This is a genomic window from Streptomyces sp. NPDC085460 (assembly GCF_044541975.1).
Taxonomy (GTDB): domain Bacteria; phylum Actinomycetota; class Actinomycetes; order Streptomycetales; family Streptomycetaceae; genus Streptomyces.
The window spans coordinates 684,883-706,840 of the sequence record NZ_JBITTO010000003.1 but is presented as its reverse complement, the minus strand read 5'-3'; the positions used below and the strand labels follow the sequence as shown (position 1 = coordinate 706,840).

Genomic DNA, 21,958 nt, shown 5'->3' with positions numbered 1-21,958 from the left:
GCGTGCCCGCGCCGTGTGGCAGGCTGGGGCCGGTGTTCGGGTCTGCGCGTGCGTACGGGGGCTTCCGCGATGAGCGGTGACGGTCGGGACGATCCGCTGGGCGGTACCGGTGCCACGGAGGCCGACGGCCCGCCCGCCCGTCAGGTACCGAACCAGGGCGGCCCCGGCTCTTCCGGTGCGCCGCACGGCCCGGACGAACCGAGCGTGCCCCAGCAGCGCGAGGCCCCGTCGCCCGGAGCCGAACGGCCGCCGGGCGCCGCACCCGTCCCCGTACCGGACCCCGGCGCCGACGGCGTACCCGCCGGGGAGGCGGCCGACGGGGGCGAGGGGGTGCTGCCGCCGCCGCGCGATCTGCCCGACTCCGACGCCGATCTGATCGCCCGCATGCGGGACGGCGACGACTCCGCGTACGAGGAGCTCTTCCGCCGCCACTCCGAGGCCGTCCGCCGCTACGCCCGCACCTGCTGCCGGGACGCGCACACCGCCGACGACCTCACCGCCGAGGTCTTCGCCCGCACCCTCCAGGCCGTCCGCGGCGGCGCGGGACCCGAACACGCCGTCCGCGCCTACCTGATGACCACCGTCCGGCGGGTCGGCGCCGGCTGGGCCAAGACCCAGAAGCGCGAGCACCTCGTCGAGGACTTCGCGGTCTTCGCCGCCGACGCCGCCCGCTCCTCCGAGGTCTCCGACCAGGACACCCTGGACCTCGGCGCCGAGGTCCGGGCCATGCAGGAGGCCGAGCAGTCGCTGGCCATGCAGGCGTTCCGCTCGCTGCCGGAGCGCTGGCAGGCCGTCCTGTGGCACACCACCGTCGAGGAGGAGTCGCCCAGCGAGGTCGCCCCTCTCTTCGGCCTGACCGCCAACGCCACGGCCGTCCTCGCCAGCCGCGCCCGCGAAGGACTCAAGCAGGCGTACCTCCAGGCGCACGTCAGCCAGGCGCTCACCTCGGGCGGCGACTGCGCCCGGTACGCCGACCGGCTCGGCGCCTACGCCCGCGGCGGACTGCGGATGCGGGCCGAGCGCGGCCTGCGCAAGCACCTGGACGAGTGCGCCAAGTGCCGGGTCGCCGCCGGTGAACTCGCCCACGTCAACGCAGGGATCCCGGCGCTGCTCCCGATCGCCGTCATCGGCTGGTTCGCCGCCGGCTACTCCCTCAAGGCCGCCGGCATCGTCGCCGGAGGCGCCGTGGGCGCGGCCGGCGCGGGCGCCGCGGCGGCCGCCACCGGCGGCGGGACGACGTCCGGCGCCGGAGCGGGCGGTGCCGCCGCCGAAGGGCTCGGCGCGCCCGCGAAGGCCGGTATCGCCGCCGCCGTGGCCGTCGCCGCGGCGGCCGGACTCGTCTGGGCGATGGCCGGGGACCCGCAGCCCGTCGCCGCGCCCCGGCCCGCGCCGACCACCGTCCTCCCCGTCGCGCCGGCCGAGCCCGCGCCGCCCGCGAAGCCCTCTCCGAAGCCCTCGCAGAAGCCCGAGGCGGCCACCCCGCCGCCGCCCCCGGCGCCCGCGCCGGAGCCCACCACCCCACCGCCCCCGCCGAAGCCGAAACCGACGCCCACGCCCACCCCGAAGCCGACGCCCCCGCCGGCGAAGCCCTCGCCCAAGCCCGAGCCGACGCCGCCCCCGAAGCCCACGCCGACCCCCACGCCGAAGCCGACGACCCCGCCGCCGAGCCCCACGCCCACCCCGAGCCCCACACCCCCGCCGACGACGGCCGCGCCCGCCGTCTACCAGGTCGACCAGCTCGCGTACGCCGCCTTCGGCGACGGCACCGAGCCCGAGGTCGTCCTGGAGAACGACACCTGGATGTGGCCGCGCCAGGGGATGACGATCAGCGACTCCACGTACGCGTACGGGGTCAGCGTGCACGCCCCTTCCTCGCTGCTCATCCGGCTCAACCGGCAGTGCACCGCCTACGACGCCGTCGTCGGCGTCGACGACCTGAGCCTGGTGCTCGGCCGGGGCGGGGTGCGCTTCTCCGTGTACGGGGACGGGGAGCGGCTGTGGCGCTCGCCCGTGCTCGGGCCGGGCGACCCGGCGGTCCCGGTGCACGTGGACCTCCGTGGCCGCTCCACGCTGCGGCTCGTGGTGGAGGAGCACACGCCGTTCGGGCGGGCCCTCGTCGCCGACTGGGCGGAGTCCCGGATCAGCTGCTCCTGACGGCGCCGTCGCCGTCGCCTTCCTGGGCGGTGTACGGCTCGACCAGGGCCAGCACTTCTTCCGGGCCGAGGCCGGCTCCTGCGGCGCGGGCCTCGGCGAGGCCCTCCTCACCGAGGACGGCCAGGCAGGCGGCGGCCAGCTTCTCGGCCTCGCGGCGCTCCGGCACCGAGCGCGGGACGTCCTGCCGCCAGGTACCGACGGCGGCCGCCACGCGCGCGCAGCGGGCGGCGTCGCCGGCCCGGTGCAGGGCATAGGCGAGACCTTCGGCGAGGCTGATGACGATGATGTCGGCGCAGTGGCCGCCGAGGGCGGTGCTCAGCACGTTCGCGGCGGCGGCGACCGCCGCGGGTCCCGCACCCTCGTGGGCCTCGATCCGGGCGACGAACCCGTCCAGGGCGATGGCGAAGTGCGGCGGCGGGGTGCCGACGTGCGCGTGGGCGCCCGCCGAGGCGATCCAGGCACGCGCGCGTGCGGGATCGTCCCGGTCGAGGGCGAGGACGGCCCGCATGACGTCGACGAAGGCGTGGGCGTCCCGGAGGCGGAGCCGCTCGGACTCCCGCGCGGCCTCGTCGAGACCGCGCTCGGCGCCGTCCGTGTCCCCGTCCCGGTACGTCAGTTCGGCGAGCCGGGCGAGGAGGAACGGGGCCTCGGTGTGGGCGCCGACCTCCCGCGCGAGCCTCAGGGCCTCCTCGTACGCCTCCCTGGCCTCGGCCCGGCGCCCCCGCATCATGTTGGCCTCGGCGGCGGCCGAGGCGACCTGGGCGCCCATCCAGCGGTCCCCGACCCGGTGGACGAGGGCGCGGAGTTCGGCCAGGTCCTCGTCGACGCCGCGCATGCCGTCGGGCATGTCCACGATCATGTGGGTCCGGAACATCAGGCTCACGCCGGTCTCCCAGTCGCCGCCGTACCGGCGGCAGGTCTCGACGCCGGCGTCGAGGAGGGCGCGGACCGTCGCCGGTTCCTCGGTGAGGTAGGCGGTGAACGGCCACAGCAGGCCGGGGAAACGGGCGGACTCCGGGCCGGGTTCCCGGCCGAACGCGTCCCGCACCCGGCGGACCAGCGCGAGCGCCGTCGGGTCCTCGCGGACGTTGCCCGTGTACATGGTCTCGTCCTCCATGGCCAGGAAGAACGAGAGCATCCGCAGGCGCATGCGCGGCCAGTACCGGGCGTCGGCCGGGTCGTCCGGGTCCTCCCCGAGGGCGAGCGCACGCCGGGTCCAGGCGAGGCCCTCCGGGCGGTAGTTGCGCAGCCACCAGAACCAGCCCATGGCGAAGACCAGGCGGAGGCCGGCGCACTCGTCCGGGGCCGTGACGAGGGTGCGGTGGAGGGCGGCCCGGATGTTGTCGAGGTCCCGTTCGAGCCGGTCGATCCAGGGCAGCTGCTCGCGGGAGCGGAGCTTGGGCTCGGCCTCCTCGGCGAGGGCCGTGAAGTGCGCGGTGTGGGCGGCGCCCGCGGTGGCCAGCAGCTCCGGGGTCTCGGCGGCGCGCTCGGCGGCGTACTCGTGGATGGTCTCCAGGAGGCGGTAGCGCATCGCGCCGTCGTCGGCGGGGGCGGCGACGACGAGCGACTTGTCGACGAGGGCGCCGAGGGTGGTGAGGGTGTCGGTGCCGCTCCCCGGGGCCGGGGCGTCGACGGCCTCCGCGGCCGGGAGGTCCCAGCCGCCGGTGAAGACCGAGAGCCTGCGGAGCAGGGCCCGTTCGGCCGGGTCCAGAAGCTCCCAGGACCAGTCGACGACCGCGCGGAGGGTCTGCTGGCGGGGCAGCAGGGTGCGGGCGCCGGAGGTGAGGAGCTGAAAGCGGTCGTCGAGCCGGTCGGCGATCTGGCGCGGGGTGAGCAGGCGCAGCCGGGCGGCGGCCAGTTCGATCGCGAGGGGCAGTCCGTCGAGGCGGCGGCAGATCTCCGCGACGGCGTGGGCGGTGTCCGGGGAGGGGGTGGGGGTGGGGGTGGGGGCGGCGTCGAAGTCGGGCAGGACGGCTCGGGCGCGGTCGGTGAAGAGGCGGTGCGCGGGGGCCGGCGGCAGCGGTTCGACGGGGCGGACGGTCTCGCCGGGGACGCCGAGGGGTTCGCGGCTGGTGGCGAGGATCCGCAGGTCAGGGCAGTGCGCGAGCAAGGTCTCGGCGAGGGCCGCGGCGGCGTCGATGACGTGCTCGCAGTTGTCGAGGACCAGGAGGAGGCCGGGGGTGCGGGCGAGGTGTTCGACGAGGTGGGCGGTGGGGTCGTCCTGGAGCGCGACGCCGTCCCGGGTGATCAGGTTGATCTCGCGGAGGCGGAGCGCGGAGAGGACGGCGCCGGGCAGCGCGCCCGGGTCGTCGAGCGGCGCGAGTTCCGCGATCCACGCGCGGGGCCCGGCCACCTGCCGGGCGGCCTCCTCCGCGAGCCGCGTCTTCCCCGACCCGCCGGGCCCGGTGAGCGTGACGAGCCGGAACCGTCCGAGCTCGGCCCGCAGCGCGCCGAGTTCGGGCTCCCGCCCGACGAAGGAGGTCAGCCGGGGGCGGATGTTGCCGGTCTCGGGGGTGGGGGTGGGGGCGGGGGTGGGGGCTGGGGTCGGGGTGGGGCTCGCCTCGGGGTACGGGTACGGGTACGGGGCCGGGTCGCGGGTGGGGGCGGGGGCGCCGGGCGCGGGGGACGCGGGCGCGGGAGCGCCACCGGGCGCGGAGGCCGTGGACGCGGCGGAGGCGGACGCGGAGGACGCAGGCGCGGAGGACGCAGGCGCGGGAGCGCCACCGGGCGCGGAGGCCGTGGACGCGGCGGAGGCCGTGGGCGCGGGAGCGCCGGGCGCGGAGGACGCAGGCGCGGGAGCGCCGGGCGCGGAGGACGCGGGCGGCGCGGGAGCGCCGGGCGGCGAGGCTCCGGGCGCGGCAGCTGTGGGCGCGAGGGCACCGGACGCCCGGGCGCCGGGCGCCGGGGCTGCGGGCGAGTGCGCACCGGACGCCGGAGCCAGAGGCCCGGAAGCACCGGACGGCGGAGCCAAGGGCGCGGGAGCGCCGGACGGCGGAGCCAGAGGCGCGGGAGCGCCGGACGGCGGAGCCAGAGGCGCGGGAGCGCCGGACGGCGGGGCTGCGGACAGCGGGGCTGGGCGTGGCGGCGCTGCCGACGCCGGGACGCCGGACGCGGGAGCACCCGACGCGGCCGCACCCGGAGCGGGAGCGCCCGAAGAGGGAGCACCCGAAGAGGAAGCACCCGGAGAGGAAGCGCCCGGCACGGGAGCACCCGAAGACGGAGCACCCGACGCGAGCGCTCCGGTCGTCGGCGCTGTGGTCGCCGGCGCCGCGGACGGTCGGGCCGGGCGCGGTGGGGTCAGGAGGTCGCGGTGGAGGGCGGTCAGTTCGGGGCCCGGGTCGGCGCCGAGGGCGTCCGCGAGGGTGCGGCGGGCCGTCTCGTACGCGGCGAGCGCGTCCGCGTGCCGGCCCTCGGCGCGCAGGGCGCGGATGAGCTGCGCGTGGAAGCCCTCGTCGTACGGGTGCGTGGCGGTCAGCCCGGTCAGCTCCGGGACGAGTCCGTCGAGGGCGCCGCGCCGCAGGTCGGCCTCGACGCGCCGGCGCAGGGCGGCCAGGCGCTGCGCCTCGGGGCGGACGCCCGCCGGACCGGGCAGGTCGGCGAGGGCCAGGCCCCGGAAGAGCCCCAGGGCGTCCCGCAGCAGGGCGGCGGCCTGCTCCGGGTCGCCGGCGTCGAGGAGGGCACCGGCCTCGGCGGTGCGGCGCTCGAACACGTACAGGTCGATGTCCTCCGGTCCGGCGGCGAGCCGGTAGCCGGGGCCCGGCACGGCCTCGACCGCCTCCCGGCCGAGGACCCGGCGCAGCCGGCCGACGAGGGCCTGGAGGGCGGCGGGCGCGTCGCGCGGCGGCTCGTCCTCGTCCCCGTACACGTCGTCGACGAGCTCCCGGACCGGGACGGCCCGTCCGCCGCGCAGCGCGAGCGCGGCGAGCAGCGCGCGCAGCCGCGCGCCGCCGAGGGGCAAGGGGGTGCCGTCGGGGCCGAGGGCCTCGGTGGTGCCGAGGAGGAGATACCGCACCGGCCCATTCTTGCCCTCGGGCGGGAGGGGCGCCTCGGGGTTTCCCCGGGCTGGTCCCGGAGGCGCCATGCGGTCAGAACGCGGCGGTGTCCAGAGTGAAGCCGAGGGGGGCGGGGAGCGGGACCTCGGTCCCCAACTTGTGGATGGACTTGTGGGTGTAGTCGTCGCCGTGGGGCTCGGAGCAGACGACGGCTTCGTCGGCCTCGCGGTCGATCATGAGGTAGACGGGGATCCGGGCACGCGCGTAGGCGCGGATCTTCTGGACGCGGTCCCGGCTCGCAGTCGAAGCAGAGGTGACCTCGGCGACGAGGAGGACAGGGTCGGGGGCATGCCAGTCCTGCTTATCGCCGAAACTTCCCTTGGGAGCGATCGCGAGGTCGGGGATGACACGGACGGGGTCACCCGTCCCTGGGAGGCTGAGACCGATGCCGGTGAAGTTACGGAGAGCCTTGTCGGAGCGGCGGGCGATGACCTGCTCCACCACTTCGGCGACGATCTCCTCGTGCTCGCCGTTGGCCGGAGGCACCACGTAAATCTCTCCTTCGATCAGCTCCACGCGCCAGCCCCTGGGGGCCTGGGCACTGAACAACTCGAAGGTCTCCTGCGCGGTCGCGACCTCGAAGTCGGGCCTCTCCACGGGAGATGCCTCGTCCGATGCCGGCAGCGGCATGGCCATGCTGGGCCTCCTTCGCTCGGTGCGACGCTCCCAGCTTAGGACGGGCACCCGGACCGGGTCGGGAGCGCGTTCACTCGCACGGGCGTGCTGTGACGTTTCGCCGTGCCCAGCGCGGTCACCGCGCCGGCAGCGACCGTGACGCCGGGATCAGCGGGCCCTGGACCGCGCGCGGCGGGCGGGGCGTGGCCGTGTCGGTCCAGCAGGAGCCCCGGCGGGCGAGGAGGCGGCGGAGCCAGAGCTCGGTGGAGACGAGGTCGGCCAGGCCGTCGAGGGGGAGGCGGGCGCCGTCCGCCGCCGCGCGCAGCGCCTCGCGGACGCTGCCGGCGTCGATGAGGCCCGCGTCGGCGAGGAGGGGGGCGTCGAAGAGGGCCAGCAGGTTCGGGAGGGCGGCGCGCAGGCCCGCGCGCGCGGTGCCGGCGGGGACGGCCGGGTAGGGGGCGCCCCAGCCGGACGGCAGGTCGCGGATGCCGGTGTCGGCGAGGACCGTGCGCAGCACGGCGGCCCGCGCCTCGGGCTGGACGCGGAGGGATTCGGGGAGGTCGCGGCAGGCGCGGACGACCTGGTTGTCGAGGAAGGGGGCGTGCAGCCGCTGGCCGCGGATCTCGGCGGCCTGTTCGAGTACCCGGTGGTCGGCCGCCGCGCGGGCGAGGGCCGCACGCGCGCGTGCCTCGCCGGGGCGCTGGACGGACGGCGGCAGGGTGGCCGCGCGGTTCAGCCGGGCCGCCACCTCGGCCAGTGCCTCCCCGGTCAGCCAGCGGGCCGCCGGGCCCGGCCGGGACCAGGCGAGCGCGGAGAGCGAGGCCGCCAGCGGGCCGTGGGCGTCGGCGGGGTCCCGGTTGGCGTCGAGGACGTGCCGGGCGGCGGTCTCCAGACCTGTCCGGTAGGGGGTACGGGCGAGCCTGCGCGCCGCGCGATAGACGGTGACCGGCACCAGGAAGGAGCCCGCCGACGGGCCGGTCGCCCTGGCGAGGGCGGTCACCGGGCGGACCAGGGAGCGGCGCCTGCGGTCCATCAGCAGGTCGGCGAGGCGGGCCGGGTGCGCGTCGAGGACCTGTTTGGCGCCCAGGCCGGTGAAGTGGTCGGCGCTGCCTCCCGCGAGCCGCCTGCGGTGGCGTTCGGCGGTGACCAGCGCGGGGCCGGGCTCGTCGGTGAGCGGCCCGTCCAGGGCGGCGTAGGGCAGGGCCTCCTCGCCCGCCGTGACGACGACGTGGCGCAGCCGGGGGTCGGCGGCGAGCTCCCGGGCCCGTTCGAGTTCGGCGGTGCGGCCGGGGCCGGGCGTGGCCGCCAGGTCGGTGAAGGTGACGGCGAGCAGCCGCTCCCCCGCGCCCGCGTGCCCGAGGACGGTGCCGGGCACGCCGGGCAGTCCGGCGGCGAGCAGGGCGAGGGTGGCGGAGGCGCTGCCGCCGGACAGGTCGGCGCCGATGCCGGGCGCGGGTCCCGCGCCGCGGGCCGCCCGCCGGTCCGCGGGCCCCATGCCGGGGACGGGTCCGGGGTCGGGCAGGGGCGCCTCGGGCGCGTGCCGGGGGGCGGTGAGCCGGGCCCGTACGGACTCCACGAGCGCGTCCCTGACCGCCTCGACGGCCTGCCGGGGCTCGGCCTCCGGCGCGGCGACGGCGAGCGAGGCCACCGTCTCGTACCCGGCGATCTCGCGGGAGCCCTCCCGCAGGATCAGCGCGTGGCCGGGCGGGACCCGCCGGACGCCCTCGTACGGGGTGGAGTCGCGCAGCGCCTCCGGGGACTCGGGGCAGGCGAGCAGCGCGGCGAGGTGGCCGATGTCGAGCTGGGCCTCGACGAGGTCGGCGAGCGGGAGGGCGGCGGTGGCGTAGGCGGTGCCGCCCTCCCAGGGGGTGTGGAAGACGGGCCGGGCGCCGGCGAGGTCGCCGGTGACGGTGATCCGGCGGCCGGCCTTCACGACGGCGGTGTAGCTGCCGGGCCAGGCGGTGAGGTGGCGCAGGGCGCCGCCGCGCGCGGTGACGAGACCGCGGCGGAGTTCGTCGTCGCCCGCGGCGCAGCAGCCGAGGACGGCGAGCCGTGTGCCGTCGTCGAGGGCGATCACCCGGACCTCGTCGGGGCGCCAGTCGCCGACCGCCCACAGGGGGTCGGGGTCGCCCCACAGCAGCTGTGCGCCCACCGGCTGCACCGTGCGCCCCCCGACGTGCCCGCCGCTCTCGGCGAAGGGGGGCGCGTGGGGCGGGATTCCGGAGCCGTACGCGCCGTTCGCGCCGTGCGCGCTGTGCGTCGCCCCGGTACGCGCCCCGGCGGTCGTGGCGTACCTCGCGGCGACACTGCTCCAGCCCACCAGCCATCGCATCGGCGCCTCCACGTCCGTTTCGGTGGGGCCATGCTGCCATGACAACGGCGCACGGGGCGGGGTCCGGGTGCACGCGCGCGAAAGCCGAATGCGCCCCTGGCATGCGCCAGTTGGCCGGGTGGGGTGCGGGCGGTGACGCGGGGGTGTCGGGCGGGAGGGCCGGCCGGGGTTTCCGTACGGGGATCCCGCCCCCGCCGAACGCGCCCGGGGCGCCGGCGGATTCGGCTGATTCTCGCCCCCGGCAAGAGGTTTGATGTGCCGTCAGGCACGAAGGGATCACGGAGACGCGGCCGCCCCGAGGGCTCCGCTCGCGCCGGCGCCTCCCGGCTGCTCGGCAGTCCGGGAGGCGACCCGCCCCCCGGCGCCGTCCGCCGCCCGCGGGGAATGGAGCGGCGGTGTCCCCCAGCCCACCGGTACCGGACCGGAACCCGGAGGGGCCCCGCGCCCGGCCGGACGGGCCGACCCACGCAGCACCCATGGAAGCCCTCCCGGGGCGGAGCGACGAGAGCGCACGGCCGGGCGCACGGCCACACGGCCGGAGCACGGTCCGGACGGCGGACCGCCCCGGACCGCTCTTCACACAACAATCTCGCCATACGGAACTCCGCCCCTTAACGGTGGGGATGCGGCGAACTACGCTGTGTTTACGAATGCCGCCCGCCTATGCCCGGCGTCGCGGCGGCCGTCTGGATGTCGAGGGGTGGCGTATGTCCAGGGAGCAACGCGGGCCGAACGAGAAGCTCGGCGCCGTTCTCGCCCTCGCGGGAATCAGCAACGCCGGCCTCGCCCGGCGCGTCAACGACCTCGGCGCGCAGCGCGGTCTGACGCTGCGCTACGACAAGACCTCGGTGGCCCGCTGGGTCTCCAAGGGGATGGTGCCGCAGGGCGCCGCGCCGCACCTGATCGCCGCGGCGATCGGGCAGAAGCTGGGCCGTCCGGTGCCGCTGCACGAGATCGGGCTCGCCGACGCCGATCCGGCGCCCGAGGTGGGCCTCGCCTTCCCCCGTGACGTGGGCGAGGCGGTCCGCGCCGCCACCGACCTCTACCGGCTGGACCTCGCCGGGCGACGGGCCGGCGGGGGCGGCATCTGGCAGTCGCTGGCCGGTTCCTTCTCGGTCAGCGCCTACGCGACCCCCGCCTCCCGGTGGCTGATCACCCCCGCCGACCCGTCGGTGGAGCGGACGGCCGGGCGGGGCGCGGCGGCCGGCGGTCCCGGGCCCGCCGGTTCCGGGGAGCACGCGCGCGTGGGGCACAGCGACGTCGCCAAGCTCCGCGAGGCGGCCGAGGACGCGCGCAAGTGGGACTCCAAGTACGGCGGCGGGGACTGGCGCTCCTCGATGGTCCCCGAGTGCTTAAGGGTGGACGCGGCGCCGCTGCTGCTCGGCTCGTACTCCGACGAGGTCGGCCGGGCGCTCTTCGGGGCGACCTCGGAGCTGACCCGGCTCGCCGGATGGATGGCCTTCGACACCGGGCAGCAGGAGGCGGCCCAGCGGTACTACATCCAGGCGCTGCGGCTCGCGCGGGCCGCCGCCGACGTGCCGCTCGGCGGGTACGTCCTCGCCTCGATGTCCCTCCAGGCCACCTACCGGGGCTTCGCCGACGAGGGCGTGGACCTGGCGCAGGCCGCGCTCGAACGGAACCGGGGGCTCGCCACCGCCCGCACCATGTCGTTCTTCCGGCTGGTCGAGGCGCGCGCGCACGCCAAGGCCGGCGACGGGCCCGCGGCGGCGGGGGCGCTGAAGTCCGCCGAGGGGTGGCTGGAGCGCTCCCGGGACGGCGACGCCGACCCGACGTGGCTCGGCTTCTACTCGTACGACCGGTTCTGCGCGGACGCCGCCGAGTGCTACCGGGACCTGCGGATGCCACGCGAGGTGCGGCGCTTCACCGAGCAGGCGCTGTCCCGGCCGACGGAGGAGTTCGTCCGCTCGCACGGGCTGCGGCTCGTGGTCTCGGCCGTCGCCGAGCTGGAGTCCGGCAACCTCGACGCGGCCTGCGCGGCGGGCACGCGCGCGGTGGAGGTGGCCGGGCGGATCTCCTCCGCGCGGACCACGGAGTACGTACGGGACCTGCTGCACCGCCTCGAACCGTACGGGCACGAGCCGCGGGTCATGGAGCTGCGGGAGCGCGCCCGGCCGCTGCTCGTCGCCCCGGCGTGAGGGGCGGTGCGGGGCCGTGCGCGGGGGGCGTGACGGCTCGTGACCGGGGCGCGCGCGAAAGCGTGACGCGCATCCCACGACGCGGGCGTTTAGCGGGATTGTCAGTGGGCCAGTGCACTATCAGGGGTGGGAGGTGGCGCTGGTGTTTGACTGTGACGTGCTGGTGATCGGCGGCGGGATCGTCGGTCTGTCGACGGCGTACGCGCTCCAGCGCGCCGCGCCCGGCACCCGCGTCGCCGTCCTGGAGAAGGAGGACGGCCCCGCGCGCCACCAGACCGGGCGCAACAGCGGCGTCATCCACAGCGGCATCTACTACCGGCCCGGCTCCCTGAAGGCGCGGTTCGCCGTCGAGGGCGCGGCCGAGATGGTCAAGTTCTGCGCGGAGTGGGACATCCCCCACCAGGTGACGGGCAAGCTCGTCGTCGCCACCGCGCGCGAGGAGCTGCCCCGGCTGCACGCGCTGGTCCAGCGCGGCAGGGAGAACGGCATCCCGGTGCGCGAGCTCGGGCCGTCGCAGATCACCGCGTACGAACCCCGGGTGCGGGGGCTCGCCGCGATCCACGTCGGCACCACCGGCATCGTCGACTACAAGGCGGTCGCCCGGCGGCTCGCCGAAAGCTCCGGCGCGGAGATCCTCTACGGCGCGGAGGTCACCGCGGTCGACCGGCGCCCGTGGGGCGTCGCCGTGCGCACCGCCGACCAGCGGATCGTGCGCGGCAAGGTCCTGGTGAACTGCGCGGGGCTGCACTGCGACCGGGTGGCGCGGCTCACCGGCGACGATCCGGGCATGCGGATCGTCCCCTTCCGGGGCGAGTACTACGAGCTGGCCGACCCCTCCCTGGTGCGGGGCCTGGTCTATCCGGTGCCCGACCCCGCCTTCCCGTTCCTCGGCGTGCACCTCACCCGGGGCATCGACGGCGGCGTCCACATCGGGCCGAACGCGGTGCCGGCCCTGGCGCGCGAGGGGTACGACTGGGGCGTCGTCCACCCCGGCGAGCTCACCGGCACCCTCGCGTGGCCCGGCTCCTGGACCATCGCCCGCCGGCACTGGCGGTACGGCGCGGGCGAGCTGCGCCGCTCCCTGTCGAAGCGGGCCTTCACCGAGGCGGTGCGGCGGCTGCTGCCCGGGGTCGGCGAGTCGGACCTGCGGCCCGCGGCGGCGGGCGTGCGGGCCCAGGCGGTGCTGCGGGACGGCACGCTGGTGGACGACTTCCTGATCCGCGAGGGAACACGCGCGGTCCACGTCCTCAACGCGCCCTCGCCCGCGGCGACGGCCTCCCTCCCCATCGGCCGGGAGATCGCCCGCCGCGCCCTGGCCCTGCTCTGACACGCCGCGCCCCCGCGCGGGGCCCGTACGATGGGCCGCATTGTGTCTGAGCAGCATGAGAATCGCACCGAGTCCGTCGCCCGCCGCGGGAGCCGTATGTTCGCGCCCGGCGAGGGCCCCTCGCCCGACCCCGCGGGCGCGCACTTCGAGCGGCGGATCCGGAGTTTCCAGCCGCGCCGGAGCCGGGTCACGGCCGGGCAGGCCGAGGCCATGCTGAAGCGGTGGCCGGACTGGGGTCTGGACATCGACGGCAAGCGGGTGCTGGACCTCGGCGAGCTGTTCGGGGGGCTGCCCGTCGTCCTGGAGATCGGCTTCGGGATGGGCGAGGCGACCGCGCAGATGGCCGCCGCCGACCCCGGCACCGGCATCCTCGCCGTCGACGTGCACACCCCCGGGCAGGGCAACCTCCTCGGCCTCGCAGACCGCAACGGCCTGACCAACGTCCGGGTCGCCAACGGCGACGCGATCATCCTGCTGCGCGAGATGCTCGACCCGGCCGCCCTCGACGGCTGCCGCGTCTACTTCCCCGACCCGTGGCCGAAGAAGCGGCACCACAAGCGGCGGCTCATCCAGCCCGAGTTCCTGACCCTGCTCGCGACCCGGCTGAAGCCCGGCGGGGTCCTGCACTGCGCCACGGACTGGGAGCCGTACGCGGAGCAGATGCTGGAGGTGCTGTCCGCGCACCCCGACTTCGAGAACACCGCCCCCGACGGCGGCTACGCGCCCCGCCCCGACTTCCGGCCGCTCACCCGGTTCGAGGGCCAGGGCCTGGACAAGGGCCACGTCGTGCACGACCTCCTCTTCCGGAGGAAGTAGCCCCGGCCTCCTCCTCCGGAGGAACGAGCCCCGGCCTCGCCTTCCGGAGGAAGTAGCCCCGGTCCGCAAGTCCGTCGCCCCTGTCGGTGGCGGTCGCTAGGGTCGAGGCGTGTCACACCCCCTGCCGTCGGCCTCGTCGCCCGAGCCGTCCCCGCCGTCTCCGCCGTCCACGCCCGCCTCCCAGCCCCCGGCGCACCTGCCATCGCAGGCCGGGCCGCCCGCGGTCGAGACCCGGGCGTCCCTTCCGCACGCCGACGTGCCCGCGCGGGACGGGGACGAGCCGTCGTTCGCCGTGGCCGCCGACCGGAGCCAGTGGCGGTACCGGCCCCGGCGGGCGTTCTGGCGGAGCAGGATCGTCCGGGCCGTCACCCTGATCGTCCTCCTCGCGCTCTGCGCCCTGGTCATCCTGGCGCTGGTGCGGGAGCAGACCGGCACGGAGGGGTTCCTCGTCGGCCTGGGCCTCGCGGTCCTGCCCGTACCGCTGCTCATGGCGGCGTTCCGCTGGCTCGACCGGGTCGAGCCCGGCCCGTGGAAGAACCTGCTGTTCGCCTTCGCCTGGGGCGCGTTCGCCGCCGCCCTGGTCGCGATCCTGGCGAACTCCTTCGCCGTCCGCTGGATCGCCACCGCGACCGCCGACCCGCGCTCGGCCGACGACCTCGGCGCCACCGTGATCGCCCCGGTGGTCGAAGAGTCCGCGAAGGCCGCCGCGATCCTGCTGCTCTTCCTCTTCCGGCGGCGGGACTTCCGCAGTCTGGTCGACGGGGTGGTGATCGCCGGCTTCACCGCGACCGGCTTCGCGTTCACCGAGAACATCCTCTATCTGGGCAACGCCTTCGGCGAGGACCAGGACCTCGGCGACGGCGGGATCGGCGCCGTCACCGCCGGCACCTTCTTCGTCCGGGTCGTGATGTCGCCGTTCGCGCACCCGCTCTTCACGGTGCTCACCGGCATCGGCTTCGGTCTGGCCGCGCTCGCCCCGCGCGGGAAGCGGCTGCGCCGGGTCCTGCTGCCGCTCGCCGGTCTGCTGCTCGCGATGGGCGTGCACGCGCTGTGGAACGGTTCGGCGACCTTCGGCGGCCCGCTCGCCTTCTACGCCGTGTACGCGGTCTTCATGGTCCCGGCCTTCGGGCTGCTGACCTGGCTCGCGGTGTGGAGCCGGCAGAAGGAGCTGCGCACGATCGCCGGGGTCCTGCCGGCGTACGCGGCGGCCGGCTGGCTCTCGCCGGAGGAGCCGCTGGCGCTGTCCTCGATGCGGGCCCGCCGTACCGCGCGCGCGGTGGCGTCCCGTACGTACGGCAAGGCGGGGGCGCGGGCGGTCGGCGAGTACGAGTCCTTCGCCACCACCCTGGCCTTCCTGCGCGAGCGGGCCCGCCGGGGCACCGTGCCCGTGCCGGACTTCGCCGCGCGGGAGCAGGAGCTGCTGCACCACCTGTGGGAGCGCCGGGCGACGGCCTCGCCCGCGCTCTCGTACGCGGCGCGGGCGACCGGCCGGGTGTGGGTGCCGCCGCAGTACCTCGACTACGGCGGCTACAACCCCTACAAGGGCTAGCGCCTGTCCGGCCCTGATCCGCCGGACAGGCCCTAGCCCTGGGGCGTCTCGGAGGCGGCCGTCAGGCGGGCCGTTTCCTCCGCCGTCAGGGTCAGGGCGGCGGCCGCGACCAGGGCGGGGACCTGCTCGACCGTGCGGGCCGAGGCGATCGGCGCGGCGACGGTGGGGCGGGAGGCGAGCCAGGCGAGGGCGACGGTCGCCGGCTCGGCGCCGTGGGCCTCCGCGACCTCGTCGAGCGCGGCGAGGACGGCCTGCCCGCGCGCGGTCTCGGCGAGCGCGGAGGCGCCCCGGGCGCGGACGCTCTCGACGGTCCGGCCGGGCCGGTACTTGCCGGTGAGGAAGCCGGCGGCGAGGCCGTAGTACGGGACGGCGGCCAGGCCGGTGGCGGCGGCGGTGTCGAGGAGCGGGCCCTCGTACTTCTCCCGCGCGACGAGGTTGTACTCGGGCTGGAGCGCCACGTAGCGGGCGAGTCCCTCGGCCTCGGCGAAGTCGAGGGAGGCGCGCAGCCGCTCCGGGGAGATGTTGGACGCGGCGACGGCCCGCACCTTGCCGTCCTTCACGAGCTGGTCGAGGGCGGTGACGATCTCCTCCACCGGCACCGACTCGTCGTCGAAGTGCGTGTAGTAGAGGTCGATGTAGTCGGTGCCGAGGCGGCGCAGGGACTCCTCCGCGCCGGCCTTGATGGTGGGGGCGGAGAGGCCCTTGAGGCGGGAGTGGGCGCCGACCTTGGTGGCGACGACGATGTCGGAGCGGTTGCCCCGGGCGGCCAGCCAGCGGCCGATGATCGATTCGGACTCGCCGCCCTCGTTGCCCTCGACCCACTCCGAATAGACATCGGCGGTATCCACGAAGTTGCCGCCGGCCGCCGCGTAGGCGTCGAGGACGCCGAACGACCGCTCCTCGTCGGCGCTCCAGCCGAAGACGTTGCCCCCGAGGGCGAGCGGGAAGACATGCAGGTCGGAGGTGCCCAGCGGGCGCAGAGGTGACGTCATACGGACATCAACTCCGTGCACCGCCGGGCGTATTCCGATAGGGGAGCCTGAACCCCGACCGGAAGGCGGGCTCAGACCGTCAGGCCCTTGGACCGCAGCCACTCGGCCGGGTCGATGCCCGAGCCGTCCGGGGTGTGGACCTCCATGTGGAGGTGGGGCCCGGTGACGTTGCCGGTGGCGCCGACGCGGCCGATGGTCTCGCCGGTGGTGACGGTCTGGCCGGCGGCGACGGTCATGGAGGAGAGGTGGCAGTACCAGACCTCGGTGCCGTCCTCCAGCTGGAGGACGATCCGGTAGCCGTACGAGCCGGACCAGCCGGCCGAGGTGATGGTGCCGCCGTGCACCGCCTTGAGCGGGGTGCCGGTGGGGGCGGCGAAGTCGAGGCCCGTGTGGTAGCCGGAGGACCACATCGAACCGGACTGCATGTAGGTGGAGGTCAGGGTGTACGAGGAGAGCGGCATGGAGTAGCTGGCGGCCAGCTTGGCGAGCCGCTCGGCCTCGGCCTTCTCGGCGGCGATCCGCTCGGCCTCGGCCTTCTCCTTCGCGATCCGCTCCGCCTCCGCCTTGGCCTCCGCCCGGGCCTTCGCCTCGGCCTCGGCCTTCTCGGCGGCTTCCGCCTTGGCCTTGGCGTCCGCGGCGGCCTTCTCGGCGGCGGCCTTCTCGGCGGCCAGCTTCTCGGCGTCGACGGCGGCCTGCTGCTGCTGTTCGGCCTGCTGGAGGATGCGGGCGCGCAGGGCCTCGCCCGCGTCGGAGGCGGAGGCGGTGCGCTCCCCGGCCTCGGTGCCGGCGGCGGTGTCGGCCGGGGCGTTGTACGTGATCGAGGTGAGCGGCTTCGTGGCCGTGCCGCCCGCGGCGGCCACCAGGGTGTCCTCGACCGGGGCGGGGGCCGGCTCCTCGTCGCCGCCGGGCAGCAGGGCGCCGACGCCGGGCAGGTCGTGGGCGTCCGGCAGGCCGAGGTCGGGGAGGTCCGGGAGGGAGATCGCGACCGGGGGCTTCTCCTGCGCGGTGGCGAGGCCGCCCGCGCCGACGGCGGCGATGACGCCGACGCCGAGGACGGTGGAGGAGCGGGCGAAGTTGGAGCGCTGCTTCACGACCCGGTGCCGGCCGCCCGCGCGGCTCTCGGCGCGCAGGGAGCCCTCGGTCGGGTTCCACTCCCCGGGCGCGGGGGTGAAGGAGGGGGGGTCGTACGCGCCCGGCACTGTGCCGGCCGGGTCGTCCGCTCCGACGGCACCCGGGCCGCCGAAGGGCTCGAAGGGGGCACCGGGTACGGGGGTGTTGGACGCCACGGAGGCGCGCTCCTTTCCTTCCTTCTCGCCTACCGGGTTAGCTGACGGGTTCGGAGCAGGAAGGTCTCCTACGGGCGTTTTCGCACGGGGGGTGTGCGAGGGGCCCGATTCACCCCAAGGGATGGTTCCCCGGTTCCCTTTCGGGATTCGGCGTGTGCGCACGGAGCCGTCTCTTGCGACGGCTGGGACGACCGCGCTGCGTTATCGAACGTTAATAGACACGGCGGCCCTATTCCAAGCCGTTCCTCTTGATCATTCATTGAATTGGCAGGGATTCGCCCGAGTTGACCCCCGTTCAGCGAGGCCCGGCCAAACCCTCGGAATCTGACGTTGTGTCAATTGTTATCGCTGTGACACCTCGCGAGCACGCACGGTGACAGCGGCTCCGCTCAGCGCGCGGGCTCGGGCGGCACCACCGGCATCGTCCGCCTCCGCTCGGGCGCCCCCGCCGCCGGACGGCTCACCGCGAGCAGCGCCATGTCGTCCGTCGAACCGCCTCCGGTGTGCCGCCGCACGTCGTCCACGAGCGCGTCGAGCAGCTCCTCGGGCCCCGGGAAGACCGCCCCCGCGAGCCGGGCCGCCGGATCGTAGAAGACGCCGTACGCGTCCCGCGCCTCCGACAGCCCGTCCGTGTAGAAGAGCAGCGTCGCGCCCGGCGGGTACGGCCGCTCGTCGGCCCGGTCCGGCCAGACCGCCAACTCCCCCATCCCCAGGGGCAGCGCCGCCTCGGCCGGCTCGACCGTCTCCAGACGCCCGTCCCCGTACAGCAGCAGCGGAGGCGGATGCCCCCGGTTCACCACACGGACTCCGCCCCCCTCGTGCCGGACCTCCGCGAGCACAGCCGTCGTGAACCCCTCGAAGGCGTCGAGCCCTTCGCGCCGGGTCCCCTCCCGCGTGAGCGCCCGTTCGAGCCGCTGCGCCACCCCCTCCAGCGCCGCCTCCTGCTCGGCCGCCTCCCGGAAGGCGCCGATGACGACGGCCACCGCCTCCACCGCGTCCATCCCCTTGCCCCGCACGTCCCCGACCACGAGCCGCACCCCGTGCGGGGTGTCCTGCACCGCGAACAGATCGCCGCCGATGAACGCGTCCGCCTGCGCCGCCTCGTACCGGGCCGCGCACTGGAGCCCCGCGATCCGTTCCGCCGGCATGGGCAGCACCGCCCGCTGCGCCGCCTCCGCGATCACCCGCGCCGACGCCAGCCGCTCCCCGCTGCGCCGCACCACCAGGTTGATCAGCATCGCGAGCGCCGAGACGGTCACCACGGTCAGGGTCTCGGTGAGCGAGGGCACGTCGGACAGCGTGTCGTTGTACGCGTGCAGCCCGATCGAGGCCAGGATCGCCGCGATCCCGGTCAGCAGGGTCGTGAGCCGGGAGAAGAACGGCGCGGCGACCAGCGGGGCGGCGGAGAAGAGCGGCGCCGCCGTGTACGCCGCCGGGGTCGCCAGGTCGAAGAACACCCCGCCGACGATGATCAGCGGCGGCAGCGCCCGCAGGAACCTCCGGGCGGCCCCGTAGGGAGCGGACTGCGCCGGCGGCCCGCCGCCGTACGGCGTCCGGGGAGCGCCGGACCGGACCGCACGGCGGGGCTTCCCGCCCCGCCGCCGACCGCCCGCCGCTCCCCGAGGGTGTGTCACCGCGTACTCCTGCCCGGTCGCCGGCCCGCCGCCGGGCCCGGCGCCGCGCACCCTCCCAGGGTCCCCGCGACCGGCCCCGACGGCGACCGGCGGAGGGCCGACCGGGCGTACGACGCCGACCCCAGCGGAGCCGTGCCGTCAGCCCGTGGCGGTCAGAGGTTCCGCTCGGCCCAGATCGTCAGGGCGTCACGGACCAGGACCGCGGTGCCCTCGCCGTGCTGGTCGTAGTTCTTGGTGAACCTGGGGTCGTCCACGTACATCTGGCCGAGCCCGATCAGGTACTCCTTCGTCGGCCGCGTGGTGACGGAGAGCCAGTCGTACTGCCTCCGGGCCAGCGCCTGCACCTCGTCGCTGCCGGGCGCGAGCCCGGCGGCGGCCGCCGCACCGAAGTCGCGGGCGATGGCCGCCTGCGTCTCCATGAACTCCTTCTTCTCGGCCTCGCCGAGCGACCGCCACCAGCGGTCCCCCTGCTCGTACGCGTCGCGGCCCCACCGTTCGGTGACCTCCGCCTCGTACTGCGTGTGATCGAAGCCGTCGAATACTTCCTCGGCCATGAGCTGTTCTCCTTTCTCGGTCTTGTGGAGAGTGGTCCGCACGGCCTCGATCTGCCGCCCGATGCGCTCGCGCTCCTGCTGGAGGAGGGCCAGATGCGTGCGCAGGGCGGCCGAGGTGTCCCGCTGGCCTTCGAGGACCTCGGCGATCGCGGGCAGGGAGAGCCCGAGCTCGCGCAGCAGCAGGATCCGCTGCAAGCGCACGAGCGCCGTCTGGTCGTAGTACCGGTAACCGTTCGCGCCGATCCGGCTCGGCTCCAGCAGCCCCAGCTCGCCGTAGTGGCGGAGCGTGCGGCTGGTGGTGCCGGCCTTCCTGGCGATCTCTTGGATCGACCACTCCATGTCCGGAACGGTAGAACTTGACGTTGCGTAAAGGTCAAGCCGCCACGGGACGGACCCCGGGAACGCCGAAGGCCCGGACCGTCTGAGACGATCCGGGCCTTCGGGCTACTGAGTAGCGGGGACAGGATTTGAACCTGCGACCTCTGGGTTATGAGCCCAGCGAGCTACCGAGCTGCTCCACCCCGCGTCGGTGAATATGACCTTACGGCATGGGTCGCGGGATCCAAAATCCGATATCCCGGCGGCCGGGGCTCAGCAGCCGCAGTCCTCGGAATCGACCGGCGCCGTCAGCGGGTCGGCGGTCCGCTCCGCGGGGCCCTCCCACGTCTCGTACGGGAAGCCCTCGCGCGCCCAGTACTCGAAGCCGCCGAGCATCTCCTTCACCTGGAAGCCCAGCTCGGCGAGGGCGAGCGCCGCGCGGGTGGCGCCGTTGCAGCCGGGGCCCCAGCAGTAGGTGACGACCGGGACGGCCCGGTCGAGGAGCTGCTCCGCCTGCTCGGGGATGAGCGCGGTCGGGAGGTGGACGGCGCCGGGGATGTGACCCTGGTCCCAGGAGGCCGTCGAGCGGGAGTCGATCACCACGAAGCCGGGGTCGGTGCCCTCGGCGCGGGCGGTGGCCAGGGCGGCGGCCACGTCGGAGACGTCCGCGTGGAAGGCGAGGCTGGCGGAGAAGTAGGCGGCCGCGGCGGCGGGCGAGGCCGGCGGGGTGCGCAGTACGGGGTTGACCGGGGCGTCTGTCGTCGTCATGGTGATCAATCTACGGACGAAGATCATCGCACTGAAGTGGGGTTCCACGGCGGACGGCCGCCGCGGCCGGGGAAACCCGGGCGATCGCCGTCGGTCGGCGTGGATCTCACGGTGCGAGACCGGAACGAGACCGGAACGAGCGGGATCCGGCGCCGCGCGGCCCTGCCATGGGCGCGGGCACGCGCGCGTACGGCCGCCGCTCCGCTGTCACATCCATGGGGTTCGATCCGTCATGGAGACATGACGGGACGCGAAGGGGGAGATCGACGGATGGACGAGACCACGGTGGAGACGAACGGCGACGGGCCGGCGGGGGCGGGTTCGGGCGCGGGCTCGGGCTCGGGCGCGGCCTCGGACGCTGGCTCGGGCTCGGGCGCGGCCTCGGACGCTGGCTCGGGCTCGGGCGCGGGCGCGGACGCGGACGTGTTGGCGCGTCGCTTCGACGCCGACCGTGGGCATCTGAAGGCCGTCGCCTACCGCATGCTCGGCTCGCTCAGCGAGGCCGAGGACGCGGTCCAGGAGACCTGGTTCAAGCTCAGCCGCACCGACGTGAGCGGGGTCGCCAACCTCACCGGCTGGCTGACCACGGTCATCGGCCGGGTCTGCCTGGACATGCTGCGCTCGCGCGGCTCCCGCCGCGAGGACCCGCTCGACCACTTCGTGCCCGACCCGATCGTGCGCGTCCCCTCCGCCGGCGACCCGGAGCACTCCGCCGAGCTCTCGGAGTCGGTCGGCCTCGCGCTCCTCATCGTCCTGGAGACCCTGGCACCGGCCGAGCGGCTCGCCTTCGTGCTGCACGACATGTTCGCCGTCTCCTTCGACGAGATCGCGCGGATCGTGGACCGCACGCCCGCCGCGACCCGCCAGCTGGCCAGCAGGGCCCGCCGGCGCGTCCAGGACGCCGCCCCGGGGCCCGGCCCCGACGCGCGCCGCCAGCGGGAGATCGCCGACGCCTTCCTCGCCGCCTCGCAGGGCGGCGACTTCCAGGGACTGCTCGCCGTCCTCGACCCGGACGCGGTGCTGACCGCCGACGGCGGCACCCGCCTCGCCGGAGCGTCCAAGCTGGTCCACGGCGCCGAGGCGATCATCCGGCAGGCCCTCATGTACGCGAGCTTCCGCAAGGCGTCGCTGCCGCTCGTCGTCAACGGGCAGCCGGCCGTCCTGTCGGTCGTCGACGGCAGGCCGACCGCGCTCATGGCCTTCACCGTCGTCGGCGACCGCATCGTCCAGCTCCACGTCCTCGCCGACCCCGAGCGCATCGCCGCCCTGGATATCCCGGGAGAGGCCCTGGCCCGCGCCGTGTACCCGGACTGACCGGCCGTGTACCCGGACTGACCGGCGGGGCAGCCCCCGGAAGGGCACCGACCACCAGGCCCGGGCGGCCGGGCCGGCGCCGGGGCGCCGG

General features: G+C 75.7%; 14 protein-coding genes, 1 tRNA gene and 1 riboswitch. Of the genes, 6 read left to right on the top strand and 9 right to left on the bottom strand.

Translation table 11 applies throughout. The annotated features are described in order from the left end of the window. Nucleotides 1-69: 69 nt before the first annotated feature. Nucleotides 70-2,154: a sigma-70 family RNA polymerase sigma factor gene (locus tag ACIGHB_RS11090; protein WP_399911589.1), complete on the top strand. Its 2,085-nt coding sequence runs from the start codon at nt 70-72 to the stop codon at nt 2,152-2,154. On the opposite strand, the gene ACIGHB_RS11085 is transcribed toward ACIGHB_RS11090, so the two are convergent. The 3 genes from ACIGHB_RS11085 to ACIGHB_RS11075 all read right to left on the bottom strand — a co-directional run bounded on the left by ACIGHB_RS11085 (nt 2,141) and on the right by ACIGHB_RS11075 (nt 9,153). Then, nucleotides 2,141-6,166, bottom strand: a complete 4,026-nt coding sequence (locus tag ACIGHB_RS11085; protein WP_399911586.1) for an AfsR/SARP family transcriptional regulator — start codon at nt 6,164-6,166, stop codon at nt 2,141-2,143. The two genes, ACIGHB_RS11090 and ACIGHB_RS11085, sit on opposite strands and share 14 nt — an antisense overlap. Nucleotides 6,167-6,239: 73 nt before the next feature. Beyond that, entirely contained in the window at nt 6,240-6,842 is a 603-nt protein-coding gene (locus tag ACIGHB_RS11080) for a Uma2 family endonuclease (RefSeq protein WP_399911583.1), read from the bottom strand. A 115-nt stretch (nt 6,843-6,957) separates the two neighbouring features. Then, a complete protein-coding gene (locus ACIGHB_RS11075) occupies nt 6,958-9,153 on the bottom strand; it encodes an asparagine synthase-related protein (protein WP_360319880.1) in 2,196 nt (731 codons plus the stop codon). Between the two features lie 707 nt (nt 9,154-9,860). Here ACIGHB_RS11075 and ACIGHB_RS11070 point away from each other — a divergent pair. The 4 genes from ACIGHB_RS11070 to ACIGHB_RS11055 all read left to right on the top strand — a co-directional run bounded on the left by ACIGHB_RS11070 (nt 9,861) and on the right by ACIGHB_RS11055 (nt 15,001). Then, nucleotides 9,861-11,309: an MFS transporter gene (locus tag ACIGHB_RS11070; RefSeq protein ID WP_360319877.1), complete on the top strand. Its 1,449-nt coding sequence runs from the start codon at nt 9,861-9,863 to the stop codon at nt 11,307-11,309. Between the two features lie 142 nt (nt 11,310-11,451). Next, nucleotides 11,452-12,636 (top strand): L-2-hydroxyglutarate oxidase, encoded by a 1,185-nt coding sequence (gene lhgO / locus ACIGHB_RS11065; protein ID WP_399911580.1) that lies wholly within the window; start codon nt 11,452-11,454, stop codon nt 12,634-12,636. 96 nt (nt 12,637-12,732) lie between these two features. Then, nucleotides 12,733-13,452: a tRNA (guanosine(46)-N7)-methyltransferase TrmB gene (gene trmB / locus ACIGHB_RS11060; protein WP_360319892.1), complete on the top strand. Its 720-nt coding sequence runs from the start codon at nt 12,733-12,735 to the stop codon at nt 13,450-13,452. Nucleotides 13,453-13,708: 256 nt separating this feature from the next. Then, entirely contained in the window at nt 13,709-15,001 is a 1,293-nt protein-coding gene (locus ACIGHB_RS11055) for a PrsW family intramembrane metalloprotease (protein ID WP_360319889.1), read from the top strand. Nucleotides 15,002-15,033: 32 nt separating this feature from the next. Here ACIGHB_RS11055 and ACIGHB_RS11050 read toward each other — a convergent pair whose 3' ends face one another. From ACIGHB_RS11050 to ACIGHB_RS11025, 6 genes are all read right to left on the bottom strand, one after another. After that, nucleotides 15,034-15,993, bottom strand: a complete 960-nt coding sequence (locus ACIGHB_RS11050) for an aldo/keto reductase (RefSeq protein ID WP_399911577.1) — start codon at nt 15,991-15,993, stop codon at nt 15,034-15,036. A 71-nt stretch (nt 15,994-16,064) separates the two neighbouring features. Continuing rightward, the gene (locus tag ACIGHB_RS11045) at nt 16,065-17,279 is read right to left on the bottom strand and encodes a peptidoglycan DD-metalloendopeptidase family protein (protein ID WP_399911574.1); all 1,215 of its coding nucleotides are present in this window, start codon (nt 17,277-17,279) and stop codon (nt 16,065-16,067) included. Between the two features lie 11 nt (nt 17,280-17,290). Then, a riboswitch (cyclic di-AMP (ydaO/yuaA leader) is annotated at nt 17,291-17,442 on the bottom strand. Nucleotides 17,443-17,668: 226 nt separating this feature from the next. Beyond that, a complete protein-coding gene (locus ACIGHB_RS11040; protein WP_360319886.1) occupies nt 17,669-18,772 on the bottom strand; it encodes a PP2C family protein-serine/threonine phosphatase in 1,104 nt (367 codons plus the stop codon). 293 nt (nt 18,773-19,065) lie between these two features. Next, nucleotides 19,066-19,806 (bottom strand): MerR family transcriptional regulator, encoded by a 741-nt coding sequence (locus tag ACIGHB_RS11035; protein WP_399911571.1) that lies wholly within the window; start codon nt 19,804-19,806, stop codon nt 19,066-19,068. Between the two features lie 113 nt (nt 19,807-19,919). Continuing rightward, nucleotides 19,920-19,993 (bottom strand) — tRNA-Met (locus tag ACIGHB_RS11030). Between the two features lie 65 nt (nt 19,994-20,058). Further along, nucleotides 20,059-20,553 (bottom strand): rhodanese-like domain-containing protein, encoded by a 495-nt coding sequence (locus ACIGHB_RS11025; protein ID WP_360319863.1) that lies wholly within the window; start codon nt 20,551-20,553, stop codon nt 20,059-20,061. A gap of 270 nt (nt 20,554-20,823) precedes the next feature. On the opposite strand from ACIGHB_RS11025, the gene ACIGHB_RS11020 reads away from it, so the two are divergent. Next, complete coding sequence (locus tag ACIGHB_RS11020; RefSeq protein ID WP_399911568.1) at nt 20,824-21,867, top strand: sigma-70 family RNA polymerase sigma factor; 1,044 nt, start codon at nt 20,824-20,826, stop codon at nt 21,865-21,867. Nucleotides 21,868-21,958 lie beyond the last annotated feature (91 nt).

Excerpts from the sequence above, each read along its gene's own strand:
- ACIGHB_RS11090 (WP_399911589.1), top strand. The coding sequence starts at position 70 with ATGAGCGGTGACGGTCGGGACGATCCGCTGGGCGGTACCGGTGCCACG.
- ACIGHB_RS11080 (WP_399911583.1), bottom strand. The coding sequence starts at position 6,842 with ATGGCCATGCCGCTGCCGGCATCGGACGAGGCATCTCCCGTGGAGAGG.
- ACIGHB_RS11075 (WP_360319880.1), bottom strand. The coding sequence starts at position 9,153 with ATGCGATGGCTGGTGGGCTGGAGCAGTGTCGCCGCGAGGTACGCCACG.
- ACIGHB_RS11070 (WP_360319877.1), top strand. The coding sequence starts at position 9,861 with ATGTCCAGGGAGCAACGCGGGCCGAACGAGAAGCTCGGCGCCGTTCTC.
- trmB (WP_360319892.1), top strand. The coding sequence starts at position 12,733 with ATGTTCGCGCCCGGCGAGGGCCCCTCGCCCGACCCCGCGGGCGCGCAC.
- ACIGHB_RS11050 (WP_399911577.1), bottom strand. The coding sequence starts at position 15,993 with ATGACGTCACCTCTGCGCCCGCTGGGCACCTCCGACCTGCATGTCTTC.
- ACIGHB_RS11035 (WP_399911571.1), bottom strand. The coding sequence starts at position 19,806 with ATGGAGTGGTCGATCCAAGAGATCGCCAGGAAGGCCGGCACCACCAGC.
- ACIGHB_RS11025 (WP_360319863.1), bottom strand. The coding sequence starts at position 20,553 with ATGACGACGACAGACGCCCCGGTCAACCCCGTACTGCGCACCCCGCCG.
- ACIGHB_RS11020 (WP_399911568.1), top strand. The coding sequence starts at position 20,824 with ATGGACGAGACCACGGTGGAGACGAACGGCGACGGGCCGGCGGGGGCG.